The organism is Pantoea sp. EABMAA-21, from assembly GCF_030053335.1.
Taxonomy (GTDB): domain Bacteria; phylum Pseudomonadota; class Gammaproteobacteria; order Enterobacterales; family Enterobacteriaceae; genus Pantoea; species Pantoea communis.
The window spans coordinates 641,466-654,724 of the sequence record NZ_JASGBX010000001.1 but is presented as its reverse complement, the minus strand read 5'-3'; the positions used below and the strand labels follow the sequence as shown (position 1 = coordinate 654,724).

Sequence of the window (13,259 nt, the reverse complement as noted above, 5' to 3'; positions counted from 1 at the left end):
GCCGAAGAGATGGGCCTCTCGTGAAAGCTCCTGAGCCTTCGTGAAGTAGCGATTTTTCATGGGTTACCTGGCTGATTTAGAGTGTCCATAAGGGAGCGCCAGCCTTTCTTAACGCTGGTGCGGATGCGGCCGATAACTCGGTCGAGTTGTGACTCGTTTAACTGAGCAGCGCCCATGCTGACGCCGCCCGCGATGGAATAGCTCATCATGGGTAGTGCTCCTGAAATTAGTTGGTTGGTGTTGGAAAAAAGAAGCCCGGCATTGCGCCAGGCATAAGGGATGATACTTTCTGGTTCTGGAAGCCCTCTAAGGCGGTGGTGACTAGCACCGTCATGGCCTGTCGCAACAAGCCATTGCGCTGCTATGCGGCTTTGATGATTTCGTATGTTGCAACGTAATCAGTGAAATATTCACCGTAGTGACTCCAGTATCTTCTGGCTGAATCAGGTGCCGGTTCAATCAGATCACTCAGCGGGGTGAACTTGCTGTCTGCGCGATGCGCGTCACTTTGGAAGAACCCCAGGCAATAGTGGAATTCCTCCAGGACAAATTCATCGAAATGGCTAAAGTGCCCAAAGATGAATTTCATCACCCTGACTTTGTCTCCAGCCTTTGGTTTGCTCATCTCATCCTCCTGTCAGTTGTTACTGGCCCAGCGCCTTCGAAATCGCATTTTGAGCAGCCTCAATTTCATCTGGATATTGGTCATTCCAGTTCTGTTTGTACGCCTTGTTGAGCATCGCCTTAAGCGCCTCTAAAAGCTCAGGTGCCGCGGCTATAAGCCTTGCATTCGCTAGCGTATCCACATCAGCAATAAATCCATCACCAACATAGCCATCAGGCGTGGTAATCATGCGTCCACTGCATCCACCCAGAATCCACGGGCCGGGCTCAAATTCTTGATTCTTCATGTCTCACTCCCTCATATCCGGCATTACCGAACTACTGACAAAAATAAACCCGCTCGGGGCGGGCTATGCGTTATGCCAATTTGTTAACGATTTCCTCGGCGATTTCTTCCGCTTCGTCGTCATAGTTTTCTTCCAGCGCTTGAACGAATTCATGCCAGTGCTCTTCAAGGAAGTTGCGCACATACATTGCTTCATTTTCTGCCAAAGTCTTATCCATACTCACCTCTATAAGTTCTGCTGCGTCCACGAAACAGCTTTATGCTGGAATCACCACGATCACTGTGTTTACCATCGTTCCAGATGACTTAAATGCACCTTCGGGTAACTCTTCAATGTGTCCTCCGCGTTGTTCAATCAGTTGGCGGAAATCCGAAGTTAGTTTGTTGCTACGGAACGTCACCGATGAAGCCATAACTGAAACTAACAGGCCGTCAGGTTTCAGGAATTTAAGTGCGTGAGTTACATGCTTGATATCAGCCTGGCGACCAAAAGGCGGGTTCATTACCACGCGGTCATAAACAGGGGTTGGCTCGACAGTAAGGAAGTCAGTGGGATCGCCAATGCCTGACAGGCGAAGATTCAGAGCGTGTAACGCATCATTGTTGGCTGGCATAATCTCGTACATATCAATCATCACATCTGCTGCCGCTTCATGGGCTGCCTTAGCAATTGCGCCTTGACCAGCGCTAGGCTCAAGAACTTTCATTCCATCGCGAATATCTGCCAAATGGATTACGTGCCGGACAACATCTGGCGGGGTAGGGAAGAACTCAAAATCATCTTTCGGCACCACGACATCACCGGTAAGGATGATTTGCTCAATGCGTTCTGCTGCATCGATATCGAAGATGTGCGCTTTGACTTTGCGGTTCCACTTACCGCCTGCTGCTTCAATCACCTTGTTGGTTCGGGTGTATAAATTGCGGTCTAGCTGACCAGTAAGAATCAAGTTGTTACCTTCGCACTGGCAGGCACTAAGTACATTCAACACTTCGTTATCTACACGCATTTGGTTTCCTTTAGGCGTAAAAAAAAGCTCCATCAGGAGCCGTGATTAATTTGCTGCGTCCACGCCGTTAACACGGCACCTTACTCAACCAACCAGCCACCATAAGCAAAGCTATGACCAGCCAGGCTATGGCGTTATCTGTGTTGCTCATGGGTGGCTCCAGATATGAAAAAGGCCGGCTAAGCGACCTCAGTTAATCTCTTCAAAACCCCAATCAACCCTTTCCCAGGCAATCTCTTTCATCACCTCGTTTCTTTCATCGCCATCCATTTCATCCCACTCCTCATCGGTGATGCCGAGATCATCAAGGTCAACCTCCTGCTCATACTTGGAGTGGATATTGGCTCCTGAATCCAGATACACACGGAATTTCTTGCTCATGCTCAGCTCCTAGCCGTTACGATGTCTTTTGATTTGCGATAGCCAATAAAAAAGGCCGCCTGAGCGACCTATAGCAGCGGGCTTGATTCCGCTTTACCGAGAACAACTACCTTCGATAGCCGGGTCATAAACTGCTCTGTTGCTTTTGCAGAACAATAAACCTGATATCGGTCATTTAAGTCCCTTACCCCTATACTTCTCAGTGTGGTTCCAAGGTGCGCAGCTACTGCTTTATCAGCTAAATGAGAATCCCAAAGGCTTCCTTTGAAAACCCTGATTCGTCTAGCCATGATGTTTTTTGATATTACTGATGGCTCCATGACTGCAAGCGCTATGGTTCGCCCAGCAAACCCATCATTAGTGCCGGGTGAGTGCTTATAAATATTCAACAGGCCGCCACACTCAGAGAAATAAACTCCACCGGGCAACTCTTGGTATAAGTCGAATTTGTAACGGTCAACCACAACGCCAAGGCATCCTTTGGGCACTGGCTGACATACGTGGCAGCCGGTGGTGTTGAGGTTGAATACCTCGATACTGATGATTTTCATGTTCCCTCACTTAGTGATATGAACCGCGCCCTTACGGACAGTTCGGTAGCCTGCGTTATAAATCGCGATTTCCGGTAAGCACATCGCTGTGCTCTCATGCTTCTCACGCAGACTTGGTGAGGATGTGGCGCGGGATACGTTTAAGCTGCATCCTGAGAGAGCCACAGTGAGCTTTTTCCCGAAGCGGTTAGCGTCGGTAGCCTCTGCTGCTTTCTTCGCGTTGTAGGCCGCCATACGGCGTTGATTTCTGGTCATGGGTTTTCCTCGATGAGTGCTTGGGTGCAAGAGCCGGAACCCGTGACGTTTCCGAATTTCATAGGCTTCTCAGGTCCACCGTCCTGACTGGCGTAAGCTCCACCTATCTCTTGCCCGAAGCACTCGCCTCGGCCTGTGTATTCACAGGGCTAAATTGTTAAAGAGCAAAAGTCCGTTTCGTTGTTCGCCAGCGTCCTGCTGATGGACTTATGATGTACTTGTAGTTCATCAAAGTAAAGTACCTAAAGTACATAAAATAGATAAAAGAAGTTCACAGAGGGTTAACTCTATGAACTTTAAGGTAAAATAATTTTTATCCGAAGCGGCGTAAGTCGATTGACTGCCTGATTAGAACTTTTGCCATAACAAAGAGTTGGTCTTCTTCGTTATTTTCAATGAACCAGCGCTCGTATGCCTGGTTGTCTGAGATGACCGCGAGTCGGTCTTTAAGCATTTGAAGTCGCTTGACGTGAAGGGATCGCCCAAAGACGAAAACATATATGCCATCACCGTCGAACTGGTTCACGGATATGTCCACGAAGATTTCATCACCGGGATTGATGGTTCCTTCCATGCTATCGCCATTAACCGTGACTACTTTCACGCTTTCTTGTGGCCTGCCATTGAACATTGATCGTGCCTGTTCGGTTGTGTATTCAATAGCTCGAATTTTTTCTACAAACTCATTAGATAGCATCGTCCCTGGCCCCGCGCTGGCTTGGACATCAAGAACATCAACACGATAGTAGTCTGATGCCCGCTTATAATGATCTGAGTCTATACCATCATTATCTGTATATCCATACAGGTATTGCGCGGTGGAACCAAGAAGGTTTGCTAACTTTTCCATCATCGCTTGGCGTGGGATGGATTCTCCATTAAACCATTTGCTTACCGCCTTAGGTGTGACTTTCAACCTGACAGCTAACTCAGCCTGCCTGCCATAAGTATCGATCCCCGCCTTTTCGCAGGCCAGCGCAAGCCTATGCGAGAAACTTTCACGCTCTTTTCCATGAACCATGGGTTCAATAGTATATTTAGTTGACTGTACTTTCAGTTCCGACATAATATGAACTCCAAGTTCAACCGCAGGAGACTCACATGAACGTAATTACGTTGGGAGACGTTATTAAAGGCGTTCGCGTATCTGTTGTGGCTGATATTTGCGGCCTGACGCCAAAGGCCGTTTACAAGTGGATAGAGCGTGGCTCACTGCCTCGTACCGAATTCACTGGCGAAACGGACTACGCAGGGAAAATCGCCAAAGCATCAGGCGGCAAGTATTCAGCTTCAGAGATTCGTCGGATCAGTAAGCAGCAAATCGCCGCTTAAAACAGGAACTGTTAGTACCTGTTGCCACACCGCTCTTTATCAATCTGACCGCCCTCGGAACTCCAGGGCAAAACCAACTGACCTTGTTACTGCAAGGTACAGCAAGTTCTTACATCACAAGGAAATATAACGAATGGAACGCGCAAACAAACGCAACGAGGCGCTGAAGATTGAAAGCGCCTTACTGAACAAGATCGCAATGATTGGCACTGAAAAGACAGCTGCCGCCATGGGCGTCGATAAAGCGCAGATTAGCCGCTGGAAACGCGACTGGCTGCCTAAGTTCTCGATGCTACTGGCAGTGCTTGAATGGGGTGTCGTTGATGACGAGATGGCTCATTTAGCCAGACAGGTGGCGAGCATTCTCACCAATGAAAAAGCCGGGATGAGCAGCAACTCATTCCCGGCCTAATGCGAAATGACTGGATCAAATCACAGGGGTAATTATGCCAAAGAAACCAACGCCTGACCAGGTTAAAAAAATCCGCTCAGGGGTAACCAAAAAAATACGTTTTGAAGTCTTTAAGCGCGATGGCTTCAAATGTCAGTACTGCGGAAGTTCGGCACCGGATGTAATTCTTCATGTCGACCATGTTACGCCGGTAAGTAAGGGTGGCGACAACGACTTGATGAATCTCATCACTTCATGTGAGAGCTGTAATGGAGGCAAGAGTGATCGTGAGCTCACCGACAACTCTGTGCTTGAGAAACAGCGCATGCAGCTTCAGGAATTGAACCTTAAGCGCGAACAACTGGAAATGATGATCAGCTGGCGCGACGGGCTCAAAAGCCTAAAGGATGACGTGGTTGATATTGTTGCCACCAAAATCGAAGAGTGTATTGAGCCGTTCTGCGTTAACGACAACGGAAAGAAAGCCATCAAGCGGTGGCTTCGCATTTACAAGGTTGAGGAAATCTTGGATGCGATCGAAATTGCTGCTGACAGAAAGCTAACGCAAGAAGTTACTCAGGATCTTACTGCAGAATTCTTCAATTACATTCCCCGAGTAGCTGCCACTAAGCGCAAGCCTCCAGAAGAACAGCGGATTTATTACATCCGAGGGATTCTTAAAAACAGAATCTACATCAATCAGACTCACATCATGAGCTACCTAAAAGCCTGGAATAGTTATGGGCTTGATCTCGATGAATTAACCGAGTTTGCAAAGGTAGTGCCTAACTGGACGACTTTCAAATTATGGGTTTCTGAGCGCCTTGAAGAGGCACGTCAGGACGTACCGTTTTAAGGTGAAATAATGGCTAGATCCCGAAACATCAAACCCGGCTTCTTCACGAACGATGAACTTGCTGAATGCACTCCAATTGCTCGCCTATTGTTTGCCGGGCTTTGGACCATTGCAGATAAAGAGGGGCGCTTAGACGACCGCCCTAAGAAGATTAAGGCGCTTGTTCTGCCATTCGATAATGTTGATTGTGATGACTGCCTGAAACAGCTTCACGATCGTCAGTTCATTACCCGTTATTCAGTTGAAGGCAATGGTTACATCCAGATCTCGAACTGGAAGAAACACCAGAACCCTCACTGCAAAGAAGCGGCTAGTGAGATACCAGAACAATGTGAATCACAACCTGAACCGGAAGAAGCACCAGTAAAGAACGATGCTGAACCGATAGAAGAACCGGAAATAAGCTCTCAACCTATTGAAATCAATGAAGCACCAGAAGGGCGCAGTGCAAGTACGGTGCAATCACCAGTTGAGAACAATTTAAATCCTGCTGATTCCCTTAACCTGATTCCTGATTCCCTTAACCTGATTCCCTATAACACCCAAGCCGCTGACGCGACTTGCGAAGGTGAGGCGCAGGCAACGGTTCATGCCATGTCAGGTCGCTATGCGTTCGAAGGAAATATCGTTCGGTTGAACCACAAGGACTACGAAGCCTGGAAGCTGCTTTACCCGAATATCGACTTGAATTACGAACTGCAAAAGCTGGATATCGAGTTTACCCACGAGAAGCCGAAAAACTGGTTTATCACTGCCAGCCAGAAGCTCAGTTACCAGAACAAAAATGCGCGCCCAATGCAGCAGGCTGTGAATGCGCCTGTCCAGCACTGGAACAGCCGCGATGCATGGGAGAATGAATTCCTATGAGAAACCTCGTATCAGCAATTCAGAATCGTGACAGTAGCGCTCTGGCTCGCATCGCTGGTGATGGTCCGCAACCTGTTGATCGCGGCGTGCACGAAGACGTTGAACGTCTGGTAGACGCCCTGTTCAGCAACCTTAAGCAGGTATTCCCGGCATCGGTTAGTACTGCATGGAAGCGCCCCGAGGATGAAGCGGCCGCCAAGCGTCAGTGGATCGCCGCTTTCGCTGAAAACGGCATTCACAATCGCCAGCAGCTTTCAGCCGGTATGCGTGAAGCGCGCGCCAGTGGCTCACCATTCCTGCCGTCACCTGGTGAGTTCATCGCATGGTGCAAGAAGGGCACTCTGGTCGCCGCAGGCCTGCCAGACGAAGACACGCTCTATTCGCTGGTGATGACTTACTGCGCCAAGCGTGGAGGCTATGTCACTGCAGAAGAATACCCGTGGGGCAGCAACGCCGAATACTGGATGGTCACCGGCTTGTACAGCATGATGCGCGCCAACAACCTGAGCGAATCCGAGTTGCGCGTTAAGTGCCGATCCGAGCTTCGCAAGATGTCACAGCGCATCGAGGCTGGCGAAGAAATCCCGGAGCCGCGCAAGCAGCTGCTGAAGCTATCCATCCCGTCAACCACTGAAAAGGCACTTGAAGGCGTCGCACTTCTCCGCGCCACCATGAAGCGAGGCAAATCATGAGCGAAGGAATCCGCATCCGCTTCGAGCGCCTGTACCGCAGTGTGCACGGCGATAAGCATGACATGCGCCGCACTTACCTGGGCTATCGGAATGAATTTGTCGATCGGGCGTTTTTCTTCTGGCTGGAAGGCAGGGAGGGAGCATGAAAGCCGAACTAACCAAAGCACAATCCAAGGTGATGGCCTACCTGCGCAGTTACATCGGTGAGCACGGCATGTCACCAACCTATACCGACATCGCCAACCACTTCGGCTTCAACCCCGGAAACGCCTATCAGACCATCGAGATTCTGGCTCGCAAGGGTTACGTGAATCGTATCAAGGGAGTGTGTCGCGGCCTGACGCTTACCGACCACGCGGACATCGTACTGCCTGACATCAACGACGAAGAGTACTGGTATGACGGCGTATTCAAGCCTCAGCTTTACCAGCGTGACGTTGTTGATGCTATCAAATCGGCCGGGATGAAAGTTAAGGAGACATCATGACACAGGTAATTCACGGACTGACCCGCGAGCAATTGATCAAGCGTGTATTCGGCGAAAGCAAACCGGCACAGCGCGGTTCCCGTTCCGACAATGGCGGCAAGAGCAAGAAGGGAGAATGAGATGGAAAAAATACAGGTCAGTAAAGAAGACGAGCAGCTAATGAAAGGGCTGCATGAACTGAAAACTGAGGCCATGAACGATCTTCACGAGGCCAGTAAAGCGCTAACCGAGGCTAAGGCAGGCCTGCAAAATGGCTGGGATTACATTTACGAAAAATATGACGTAACCCGGACCGATAAAGTGGTGATCCATTACGGTGATGAGCCATTTTTGATAGTGGAAAAATACGGAGAAACCCATGACTAACACCATGCCAGTGCTGACAGAAGACCGCAGGCGCTCTCTGATTGAGTGGGCTGAAGGATACATCGAAGCAGCGGAACGATCCGTTGAAAATAACCCGCTTGATGTGTCGGCTAAGGCATATCTGGAATTGCTGCAAATTTCCTATGCCGCGCTGACGACTGAACCTGTCGCCTTTAAATGCCGTGAGCAATTACTTGAAAACATGACCCAAGCTGTAGCGTATGTTGCTGATACCGCCATAAAAATAGAGCCGCTCTACACCGCGCCGCCACTTCCTGCGTTGAAGCTGCCAGATGATTTAAGAGATGCTTTCGAAATAGACAATAAAATCCCATCGCAAACATCGCGATGCGGAGAAAGTTATTGCAGCCATTCTTTTAATAACTGGGATGGACAAGATTTCATGCGTAAGTTTGATGGGTTTGTCATGGGCATAAATTACGTCAAAAAGCTTAACGGGGTGACCGAATGAACAATTTTTCAAAGAAATGGGCGCCTCGATTTGCAGGTGCGGCTGCTGGCTTTGCAATAAGCATGGTGTTTATTGCGCTTATTTTGCGCCACGTGGGGTGACCGAATGAACAAGCTAACCGCTGAAAAATGCAGGCATCACATCGACCGTCTATCTGATGGCGGTGAACAGCGATGCCTTAGCATTTACGAAGAAGACTATCTGCAAGCCCTTGAGATTGCGCTGCCAGTGCTGGAGCAGGAGGAAGGGTTTACAGAATTAAGCGAGATATCACCATATGACGTTCAGCACACCATGCCGGAAAGCCTGGTTGGGTTAATCTCTGAAGGGATTGGAATCACCTTCGATGAGGATGATGCGCAGGCCATATGGAATGTTTGCAGGCTGGAGATGATGAAGGTTCACCAACCCGCCTCCACCCCTCAGATTGATAATGATGGGTGGATTGAGTGGCGCGGCGGTAAACAGCCAATCGCTAATGACCGGGAATTGGCTATTAAATTCCGAGACGGAACAGTTATGACCGAAACTCATTCTGATTGCTGGGTCTGGAGTCATGGCGGAGATGATGACGACATCATCGCCTATCGGGTGATTGAGAATGATGGGAGGGAAGGTTAATGGAGAAAGTTTATATTTCAGGCCCGATGACGGGATATGCAAACTTTAACCGCGATGCATTCAACGAAGAGGCTGAGCGCATAAGGTCTGGCGGCTTGATACCTCTCAACCCGGCAATTCTTCCTGATGGATTGTCACAGTTTCAGTACATGGATATATGCATAGCAATGCTGAGGTGTGCTGACGCAATCTTCATGCTTCCCGGTTGGCAAAAATCAGAAGGAGCAAAAGCTGAGTTAGCGCTAGCCAAGAAACTGAAAATCAAAGCTTATGACGTATCTGCGGAGGGTTCATGACAATCCAAACCAACGGCGATGAGCTGGAGCGGAAGAAGTTTGAGCGCTGGATTCAAGGGTGGTGGCCTCAGACAACAGGAAACCTTGTGTTTGAGGATGGAGAGTACAGCAACCATTTCGTGAATTACGCCTGGGAAGGGTGGCTGGCCCGCAGCAAGCAGGAGGAAGCATGATAATCCACATCAGCGTCCATCCCAGTTACCGGCTGCGCCTAGAGGATGGAACCTGTGTTTACATGAGCTGGCATGACTACTGTGGACCAACTTTCTACCACGACAAGCTGGAGCGCCGGCTAATAGACGAATGGTATGAAAATCCGATAATCGTCAAAGCGCTTGAATGGTTTATCGGCAGAGGTAATCGAGCATGAGCAACGTAATCCCCCTCAGACCTGACCCACTCCGCAATCTCTACCAGCTAATCGACAGCATCCACGACACCAACCCTTCACCAGAAACCGAGCGCATCACTGATGAGGCTTTGGCATTGGTGCAGAACATGATTGAGGCCAGAGATGGAGATACCGAAAGAGGGCCTGAAGCTTCATAGAGGTAATTTCAACGCCATCGGGCAAGAGCTTCAACCGCTGCTCGAATCCGGCGAATGCTTTCGGCTTACCTTAAAACCTTGGAAAGAAAAACGCAGCCTCTCACAGAACAGCCTGGCCCATATGTGGTTCGGCGAAATCAGCGAATACCTCATCAAATCCGGCCGCAGCGACGCAACCCCCGACTGGGTAAAGCGCAACCTCAAGCGCACTTACCTTGGCTGCGAAGAAATCACTTACACCGACTTCGTTACCGGCGAGAAGGTCACCACCTACGAACCACGCCACACATCCAGCCTCGATACCGGAGATATGCATTTCTTCCTGAATCAGGTTGAGCAATGGTGCGCGCAGTTCGGGCTGGCGCTGACCATTCCAATTAATTCGGAGTATCAAATTTTAAAGGAAAAACAAAATGCCTAAAAAGACATGGTCCGATAAAGACTTAGAATACATCGAGCGTGTAGCCGGGAAAGTTCCAGTTCCTGTTATGGCTGCCGCAATCAACAAGTCGGTATCAGCAGTAACGGGTAAAGCACATTCTCTTGGTCTGAAACTCAAGGTGCCAACATCAATCCTGAAGAAACACTGGCCTGATTTTGTCGGCAAAGGGCACCCTCATGAAGCAGCGTAAGAGCCCGACTCAAATTTGCATCGACCATCTCATCTTCCAGCCAACCAAGCGATCGCGTTCAAAACGAAAGCCTATCCCGCCAGCCAGTGAGGTAAAGACATTCGACTACACCTACGGATTGCTGCGCGCCAAGTGGAATCGCATGAGGCTGACAAGATGAAAATAAAAACGTTTGGCTATGACCGCCTGAAGATGACCGCGCTCAGCTACGAAGAGCTGGAGACATTGTCCCGGCAAGTAACGGAAGAGCACGCCTGTGAGGATGGTATCCACCTGGTCGACGCAAAGGGCCGGAAGAAGCTGGACAACATCGGGTGGGCTATTTACACCAAAAACAAACAGGATGCCGCCAATGTGCCGTGAACGCTGCCACCGCTGCCACACCATCCTCACCAGTGAAGACAAGCATTGGTATGGAGTCGCATGTGAGTCCTGTGAAACCGACCTCAAGTGGGAAGAGTATGAGCAACATAACCCCATCAAATCAGCCCACTGGCGCTGGCGAGCAATCTGCTTTGGTCTGCGTTGGTTGCGGCATTCTCCTGCAGCAGCAGGAAACCTATGCATGCGATGGCTGCGCGGCAGGCTGGATGCAAGACGACAACTTCAGAATGCACGGAGAGAGCGATAATGACTGAGTTAAAAGCAGGTGGGCTAGCTATGGTTCTTCCATCAAGCCATAACAATGCGATCATTCACAATGATTGGGTGGGCGCCACGGTTCTACTGATTAGATTTGCTCCAGCTCATTCCGTTATAAATGACTGCCCAGACTTGAATGATGGACGGCCGTTTAAACATGCCATAGACACCTGGCTTGTTACTGATGGTGAAATAGTCGGAACTACCAGCCCGAAATATTTAATGCCACTTGATGGCGACTTCCAACACGAAGACGAGCGAGAGAAGGGGCTGATAGATGGCTAATGGCAAACAGCCAAAGCCGCGTACCTGCCCCATCTGCTCCACTGAATACATCCCCCGAAGTTCTCTCCAGAAAGTCTGCCACAACTACAAATGCGCCATGGAATTCAATCGACAGGTTGATGAGCGTAATGCCGCGCGTAAAAAGCGCAAGCAGGACAAAGCAGACAGGGCGGAATGGAACCAGCGGAAAGCAGATGCAAAGCCATTAAGCCACTGGACGAAGCTGGCTCAGCAGGCGTTTAACGAGTTCATCAGAACCCGTGACGCGGACGATTGCTGTATCAGCTGCGGACGTATGCACGAAGGCCAATGGCACGCAGGGCATTACAGAACGGTAAAGGCTTCACCAGAAACCCGCTTCGATGAAGACGGATGTCACAAGCAGTGTATGCCTTGCAATCACCACCTCAGTGGAAATATCCCCGGATATAAACCGAACCTCATCGCCAAAATCGGTCAGGAAGCCTTCGACCGCCTGATGGGTCCGCATGAGATGAAGAAGTGGACGCGGGAAGAGTTGCAGGAACTGGCTGCGCATTACCGGCAAAAAACCAGAGAGCTGAATAAGCAAAGAGAGGCAGCATGAAACCACTCGATCACTACCGACTATCAATGTACCTGCACACCAGGAAGCTTCTACAGCAGCGCCTTGATGAAGTGAACGCAAAGATTGAGCGTGTGCAGCATCAACCACGCCGCCACTTACCGTTTTCCCGGCGCCTGTTTAATTGGTGGTTCGCATGATCGCCGATTACCTGCGAGACAAATGGCGGTTTCTCAGGATGTACCGCGCCCGCAATACCTTCCCGGTTGATTACCGGATCATCAAGCACACAGCCAAAATCATGGGGATGAAACATGCGCATTGAACGAGACTTTCAGCAAATCGTCAGGCTTGCCGGTGTGCGTAGCTCAGCTGACATGCGCCGACTGTTTGGCAATGGATGGAAGACCATCAACACCTCCCAACAGGCATGGGTTCGCCACATGCTCACCGTATGGGGACAGCACCTGGGCAATGAAGATTACGATCGCGGTGAAGTGAACGTTATCGGCCGCCTGATGATGCGCTGCGAATGGAGCGAACAGAAGGGTAAGCAGATAGAGAAAATCGTGTCAGAGTTGCACTGTGAAGGCCTGCGTGGGGAAGAGCTATTCCGCAAAGCCCGCGACCTGCTGATGCCGCAAACTTCAACAGCAAACATCATCGCTCTCGCCAAAGAATCAGATGATGCTGCTTTCGTTGAGGCTGTCATGGTTAAAACCTTCGGGAAGGACAACCCGATTAAGAACGTAGCCAGATTACGATATTGCAAACGCAAGAGCGTGCAAAACATCGGAGCTTCTCTGATTTATTTCACCGGCATCAGCACCAAGGAAGCCCGCAACAGAATGGAATGGGCGCTGGATATCCTCGAAGGAGAAATGTTTTACGCAATTAAGCGAGAAATGGAGAAGTAGATTTCTAAAATTGCTGCCTAAGGAGAATGAACAGCACGAATAGCTAAAGACAAAGGGCAGGGAAGCCTGGCATAGTCATATACGCTCGGGAAGCAAAGCGGACTGAGCAGTTCCATCACAAGTGAGTGATTAAAAGCGCCACGGTTACCAGCCGAAGGCGCTTTTTTATTGCCTGAAATACCCCTCCGCGCTCCGCAAGCGCT

At 49.7% G+C, this 13,259-nt stretch carries 30 protein-coding genes; 21 read left to right on the top strand and 9 right to left on the bottom strand.

The window, feature by feature from the left end; all coding sequences use genetic code 11:
* Positions 1–56: 56 nt before the first annotated feature.
* From QMZ65_RS03230 to QMZ65_RS03190, 9 genes are all read right to left on the bottom strand, one after another.
* Positions 57–209: a protease FtsH-inhibitory lysogeny factor CIII gene (locus QMZ65_RS03230; RefSeq protein ID WP_502921514.1), complete on the bottom strand. Its 153-nt coding sequence runs from the start codon at positions 207–209 to the stop codon at positions 57–59.
* A gap of 152 nt (positions 210–361) precedes the next feature.
* Entirely contained in the window at positions 362–625 is a 264-nt protein-coding gene (locus QMZ65_RS03225; RefSeq protein ID WP_283215399.1) for a hypothetical protein, read from the bottom strand.
* 19 nt (positions 626–644) lie between these two features.
* Entirely contained in the window at positions 645–911 is a 267-nt protein-coding gene (locus tag QMZ65_RS03220) for an XkdD/Y8K6 family phage-associated protein (protein WP_283215398.1), read from the bottom strand.
* Between the two features lie 70 nt (positions 912–981).
* Positions 982–1,128, bottom strand: coding sequence for a hypothetical protein (locus QMZ65_RS03215; protein ID WP_283215397.1), 147 nt, complete (start codon positions 1,126–1,128; stop codon positions 982–984).
* A gap of 39 nt (positions 1,129–1,167) precedes the next feature.
* On the bottom strand, positions 1,168–1,920 hold the full coding sequence (locus QMZ65_RS03210; protein ID WP_283215396.1) for a methyltransferase: 753 nt from the start codon (positions 1,918–1,920) through the stop codon (positions 1,168–1,170).
* A 189-nt stretch (positions 1,921–2,109) separates the two neighbouring features.
* Positions 2,110–2,301: a DUF7167 family protein gene (locus tag QMZ65_RS03205; protein WP_283215395.1), complete on the bottom strand. Its 192-nt coding sequence runs from the start codon at positions 2,299–2,301 to the stop codon at positions 2,110–2,112.
* Between the two features lie 68 nt (positions 2,302–2,369).
* A complete protein-coding gene (locus QMZ65_RS03200; RefSeq protein ID WP_283215394.1) occupies positions 2,370–2,852 on the bottom strand; it encodes a hypothetical protein in 483 nt (160 codons plus the stop codon).
* Positions 2,853–2,858: 6 nt separating this feature from the next.
* Positions 2,859–3,107: a transcriptional antitermination N peptide gene (locus tag QMZ65_RS03195; RefSeq protein ID WP_283215393.1), complete on the bottom strand. Its 249-nt coding sequence runs from the start codon at positions 3,105–3,107 to the stop codon at positions 2,859–2,861.
* Between the two features lie 313 nt (positions 3,108–3,420).
* Complete coding sequence (locus QMZ65_RS03190) at positions 3,421–4,128, bottom strand: LexA family transcriptional regulator (protein ID WP_502921515.1); 708 nt, start codon at positions 4,126–4,128, stop codon at positions 3,421–3,423.
* A gap of 80 nt (positions 4,129–4,208) precedes the next feature.
* Here QMZ65_RS03190 and QMZ65_RS03185 point away from each other — a divergent pair, with 80 nt between their 5' ends.
* The 21 genes from QMZ65_RS03185 to QMZ65_RS03090 all read left to right on the top strand — a co-directional run bounded on the left by QMZ65_RS03185 (position 4,209) and on the right by QMZ65_RS03090 (position 13,056).
* A complete protein-coding gene (locus QMZ65_RS03185; RefSeq protein WP_283215391.1) occupies positions 4,209–4,439 on the top strand; it encodes a helix-turn-helix domain-containing protein in 231 nt (76 codons plus the stop codon).
* Positions 4,440–4,572: 133 nt separating this feature from the next.
* The gene (locus tag QMZ65_RS03180) at positions 4,573–4,851 is read left to right on the top strand and encodes a CII family transcriptional regulator (RefSeq protein ID WP_283215390.1); all 279 of its coding nucleotides are present in this window, start codon (positions 4,573–4,575) and stop codon (positions 4,849–4,851) included.
* A gap of 34 nt (positions 4,852–4,885) precedes the next feature.
* Entirely contained in the window at positions 4,886–5,686 is an 801-nt protein-coding gene (locus QMZ65_RS03175) for an HNH endonuclease (RefSeq protein ID WP_283215389.1), read from the top strand.
* A 9-nt stretch (positions 5,687–5,695) separates the two neighbouring features.
* Positions 5,696–6,553, top strand: a complete 858-nt coding sequence (locus tag QMZ65_RS03170; protein ID WP_283215388.1) for a hypothetical protein — start codon at positions 5,696–5,698, stop codon at positions 6,551–6,553.
* The gene (locus tag QMZ65_RS03165; RefSeq protein WP_283215387.1) at positions 6,550–7,245 is read left to right on the top strand and encodes a replication protein P; all 696 of its coding nucleotides are present in this window, start codon (positions 6,550–6,552) and stop codon (positions 7,243–7,245) included. Before QMZ65_RS03170 ends, QMZ65_RS03165 begins: the two co-directional genes overlap by 4 nt.
* The gene (locus QMZ65_RS03160; protein ID WP_283215386.1) at positions 7,242–7,391 is read left to right on the top strand and encodes a hypothetical protein; all 150 of its coding nucleotides are present in this window, start codon (positions 7,242–7,244) and stop codon (positions 7,389–7,391) included. Before QMZ65_RS03165 ends, QMZ65_RS03160 begins: the two co-directional genes overlap by 4 nt.
* The gene (locus QMZ65_RS03155) at positions 7,388–7,732 is read left to right on the top strand and encodes a LexA family protein (protein ID WP_283215385.1); all 345 of its coding nucleotides are present in this window, start codon (positions 7,388–7,390) and stop codon (positions 7,730–7,732) included. The genes QMZ65_RS03160 and QMZ65_RS03155 overlap by 4 nt, the downstream gene beginning before the upstream one ends.
* Positions 7,729–7,851, top strand: a complete 123-nt coding sequence (locus QMZ65_RS03150; RefSeq protein WP_283215384.1) for a hypothetical protein — start codon at positions 7,729–7,731, stop codon at positions 7,849–7,851. Before QMZ65_RS03155 ends, QMZ65_RS03150 begins: the two co-directional genes overlap by 4 nt.
* Before the next feature lies 1 nt (position 7,852).
* Complete coding sequence (locus tag QMZ65_RS03145; protein ID WP_283215383.1) at positions 7,853–8,098, top strand: hypothetical protein; 246 nt, start codon at positions 7,853–7,855, stop codon at positions 8,096–8,098.
* The gene (locus tag QMZ65_RS03140) at positions 8,091–8,570 is read left to right on the top strand and encodes a hypothetical protein (protein WP_283215382.1); all 480 of its coding nucleotides are present in this window, start codon (positions 8,091–8,093) and stop codon (positions 8,568–8,570) included. Before QMZ65_RS03145 ends, QMZ65_RS03140 begins: the two co-directional genes overlap by 8 nt.
* Before the next feature lie 105 nt (positions 8,571–8,675).
* Entirely contained in the window at positions 8,676–9,191 is a 516-nt protein-coding gene (locus QMZ65_RS03135) for a hypothetical protein (RefSeq protein WP_283215381.1), read from the top strand.
* Positions 9,191–9,487, top strand: a complete 297-nt coding sequence (locus QMZ65_RS03130; protein ID WP_283215380.1) for a DUF4406 domain-containing protein — start codon at positions 9,191–9,193, stop codon at positions 9,485–9,487. The genes QMZ65_RS03135 and QMZ65_RS03130 overlap by 1 nt, the downstream gene beginning before the upstream one ends.
* On the top strand, positions 9,484–9,660 hold the full coding sequence (locus QMZ65_RS03125; protein ID WP_283215379.1) for a hypothetical protein: 177 nt from the start codon (positions 9,484–9,486) through the stop codon (positions 9,658–9,660). Before QMZ65_RS03130 ends, QMZ65_RS03125 begins: the two co-directional genes overlap by 4 nt.
* A 341-nt stretch (positions 9,661–10,001) precedes the next feature.
* Positions 10,002–10,457 carry a YbcN family protein gene (locus QMZ65_RS03120; RefSeq protein ID WP_283215378.1) on the top strand — a complete coding sequence of 152 codons (456 nt, stop codon included), beginning with the start codon at positions 10,002–10,004 and terminating at the stop codon, positions 10,455–10,457.
* Positions 10,450–10,668 (top strand): hypothetical protein, encoded by a 219-nt coding sequence (locus tag QMZ65_RS03115; RefSeq protein WP_283215377.1) that lies wholly within the window; start codon positions 10,450–10,452, stop codon positions 10,666–10,668. Before QMZ65_RS03120 ends, QMZ65_RS03115 begins: the two co-directional genes overlap by 8 nt.
* Complete coding sequence (locus QMZ65_RS03110) at positions 10,655–10,828, top strand: NinE family protein (protein WP_283215376.1); 174 nt, start codon at positions 10,655–10,657, stop codon at positions 10,826–10,828. The genes QMZ65_RS03115 and QMZ65_RS03110 overlap by 14 nt, the downstream gene beginning before the upstream one ends.
* Positions 10,825–11,031 (top strand): hypothetical protein, encoded by a 207-nt coding sequence (locus QMZ65_RS03105; RefSeq protein ID WP_283215375.1) that lies wholly within the window; start codon positions 10,825–10,827, stop codon positions 11,029–11,031. The genes QMZ65_RS03110 and QMZ65_RS03105 overlap by 4 nt, the downstream gene beginning before the upstream one ends.
* Positions 11,032–11,298: 267 nt before the next feature.
* The gene (locus QMZ65_RS03100) at positions 11,299–11,595 is read left to right on the top strand and encodes a hypothetical protein (RefSeq protein ID WP_283215374.1); all 297 of its coding nucleotides are present in this window, start codon (positions 11,299–11,301) and stop codon (positions 11,593–11,595) included.
* Positions 11,588–12,181: a recombination protein NinG gene (locus QMZ65_RS03095; RefSeq protein WP_283215373.1), complete on the top strand. Its 594-nt coding sequence runs from the start codon at positions 11,588–11,590 to the stop codon at positions 12,179–12,181. Before QMZ65_RS03100 ends, QMZ65_RS03095 begins: the two co-directional genes overlap by 8 nt.
* Positions 12,182–12,335: 154 nt before the next feature.
* The gene (locus QMZ65_RS25320) at positions 12,336–12,464 is read left to right on the top strand and encodes a YlcG family protein (RefSeq protein ID WP_166931467.1); all 129 of its coding nucleotides are present in this window, start codon (positions 12,336–12,338) and stop codon (positions 12,462–12,464) included.
* Positions 12,454–13,056: a hypothetical protein gene (locus QMZ65_RS03090; protein WP_283215372.1), complete on the top strand. Its 603-nt coding sequence runs from the start codon at positions 12,454–12,456 to the stop codon at positions 13,054–13,056. Before QMZ65_RS25320 ends, QMZ65_RS03090 begins: the two co-directional genes overlap by 11 nt.
* Positions 13,057–13,259: the final 203 nt, after the last annotated feature.

Bases quoted from the DNA above. Each gene is read 5' to 3' on its own strand.
- QMZ65_RS03230 (WP_502921514.1), bottom strand. From the start codon at position 209: ATGATGAGCTATTCCATCGCGGGCGGCGTCAGCATGGGCGCTGCTCAG.
- QMZ65_RS03225 (WP_283215399.1), bottom strand. From the start codon at position 625: ATGAGCAAACCAAAGGCTGGAGACAAAGTCAGGGTGATGAAATTCATC.
- QMZ65_RS03220 (WP_283215398.1), bottom strand. From the start codon at position 911: ATGAAGAATCAAGAATTTGAGCCCGGCCCGTGGATTCTGGGTGGATGC.
- QMZ65_RS03215 (WP_283215397.1), bottom strand. From the start codon at position 1,128: ATGGATAAGACTTTGGCAGAAAATGAAGCAATGTATGTGCGCAACTTC.
- QMZ65_RS03210 (WP_283215396.1), bottom strand. From the start codon at position 1,920: ATGCGTGTAGATAACGAAGTGTTGAATGTACTTAGTGCCTGCCAGTGC.
- QMZ65_RS03205 (WP_283215395.1), bottom strand. From the start codon at position 2,301: ATGAGCAAGAAATTCCGTGTGTATCTGGATTCAGGAGCCAATATCCAC.
- QMZ65_RS03200 (WP_283215394.1), bottom strand. From the start codon at position 2,852: ATGAAAATCATCAGTATCGAGGTATTCAACCTCAACACCACCGGCTGC.
- QMZ65_RS03195 (WP_283215393.1), bottom strand. From the start codon at position 3,107: ATGACCAGAAATCAACGCCGTATGGCGGCCTACAACGCGAAGAAAGCA.
- QMZ65_RS03190 (WP_502921515.1), bottom strand. From the start codon at position 4,128: ATGGTTCATGGAAAAGAGCGTGAAAGTTTCTCGCATAGGCTTGCGCTG.
- QMZ65_RS03185 (WP_283215391.1), top strand. From the start codon at position 4,209: ATGAACGTAATTACGTTGGGAGACGTTATTAAAGGCGTTCGCGTATCT.
- QMZ65_RS03180 (WP_283215390.1), top strand. From the start codon at position 4,573: ATGGAACGCGCAAACAAACGCAACGAGGCGCTGAAGATTGAAAGCGCC.
- QMZ65_RS03175 (WP_283215389.1), top strand. From the start codon at position 4,886: ATGCCAAAGAAACCAACGCCTGACCAGGTTAAAAAAATCCGCTCAGGG.
- QMZ65_RS03170 (WP_283215388.1), top strand. From the start codon at position 5,696: ATGGCTAGATCCCGAAACATCAAACCCGGCTTCTTCACGAACGATGAA.
- QMZ65_RS03165 (WP_283215387.1), top strand. From the start codon at position 6,550: ATGAGAAACCTCGTATCAGCAATTCAGAATCGTGACAGTAGCGCTCTG.
- QMZ65_RS03160 (WP_283215386.1), top strand. From the start codon at position 7,242: ATGAGCGAAGGAATCCGCATCCGCTTCGAGCGCCTGTACCGCAGTGTG.
- QMZ65_RS03155 (WP_283215385.1), top strand. From the start codon at position 7,388: ATGAAAGCCGAACTAACCAAAGCACAATCCAAGGTGATGGCCTACCTG.
- QMZ65_RS03150 (WP_283215384.1), top strand. From the start codon at position 7,729: ATGACACAGGTAATTCACGGACTGACCCGCGAGCAATTGATCAAGCGT.
- QMZ65_RS03145 (WP_283215383.1), top strand. From the start codon at position 7,853: ATGGAAAAAATACAGGTCAGTAAAGAAGACGAGCAGCTAATGAAAGGG.
- QMZ65_RS03140 (WP_283215382.1), top strand. From the start codon at position 8,091: ATGACTAACACCATGCCAGTGCTGACAGAAGACCGCAGGCGCTCTCTG.
- QMZ65_RS03135 (WP_283215381.1), top strand. From the start codon at position 8,676: ATGAACAAGCTAACCGCTGAAAAATGCAGGCATCACATCGACCGTCTA.
- QMZ65_RS03130 (WP_283215380.1), top strand. From the start codon at position 9,191: ATGGAGAAAGTTTATATTTCAGGCCCGATGACGGGATATGCAAACTTT.
- QMZ65_RS03125 (WP_283215379.1), top strand. From the start codon at position 9,484: ATGACAATCCAAACCAACGGCGATGAGCTGGAGCGGAAGAAGTTTGAG.
- QMZ65_RS03120 (WP_283215378.1), top strand. From the start codon at position 10,002: ATGGAGATACCGAAAGAGGGCCTGAAGCTTCATAGAGGTAATTTCAAC.
- QMZ65_RS03115 (WP_283215377.1), top strand. From the start codon at position 10,450: ATGCCTAAAAAGACATGGTCCGATAAAGACTTAGAATACATCGAGCGT.
- QMZ65_RS03110 (WP_283215376.1), top strand. From the start codon at position 10,655: ATGAAGCAGCGTAAGAGCCCGACTCAAATTTGCATCGACCATCTCATC.
- QMZ65_RS03105 (WP_283215375.1), top strand. From the start codon at position 10,825: ATGAAAATAAAAACGTTTGGCTATGACCGCCTGAAGATGACCGCGCTC.
- QMZ65_RS03100 (WP_283215374.1), top strand. From the start codon at position 11,299: ATGACTGAGTTAAAAGCAGGTGGGCTAGCTATGGTTCTTCCATCAAGC.
- QMZ65_RS03095 (WP_283215373.1), top strand. From the start codon at position 11,588: ATGGCTAATGGCAAACAGCCAAAGCCGCGTACCTGCCCCATCTGCTCC.
- QMZ65_RS25320 (WP_166931467.1), top strand. From the start codon at position 12,336: ATGATCGCCGATTACCTGCGAGACAAATGGCGGTTTCTCAGGATGTAC.
- QMZ65_RS03090 (WP_283215372.1), top strand. From the start codon at position 12,454: ATGCGCATTGAACGAGACTTTCAGCAAATCGTCAGGCTTGCCGGTGTG.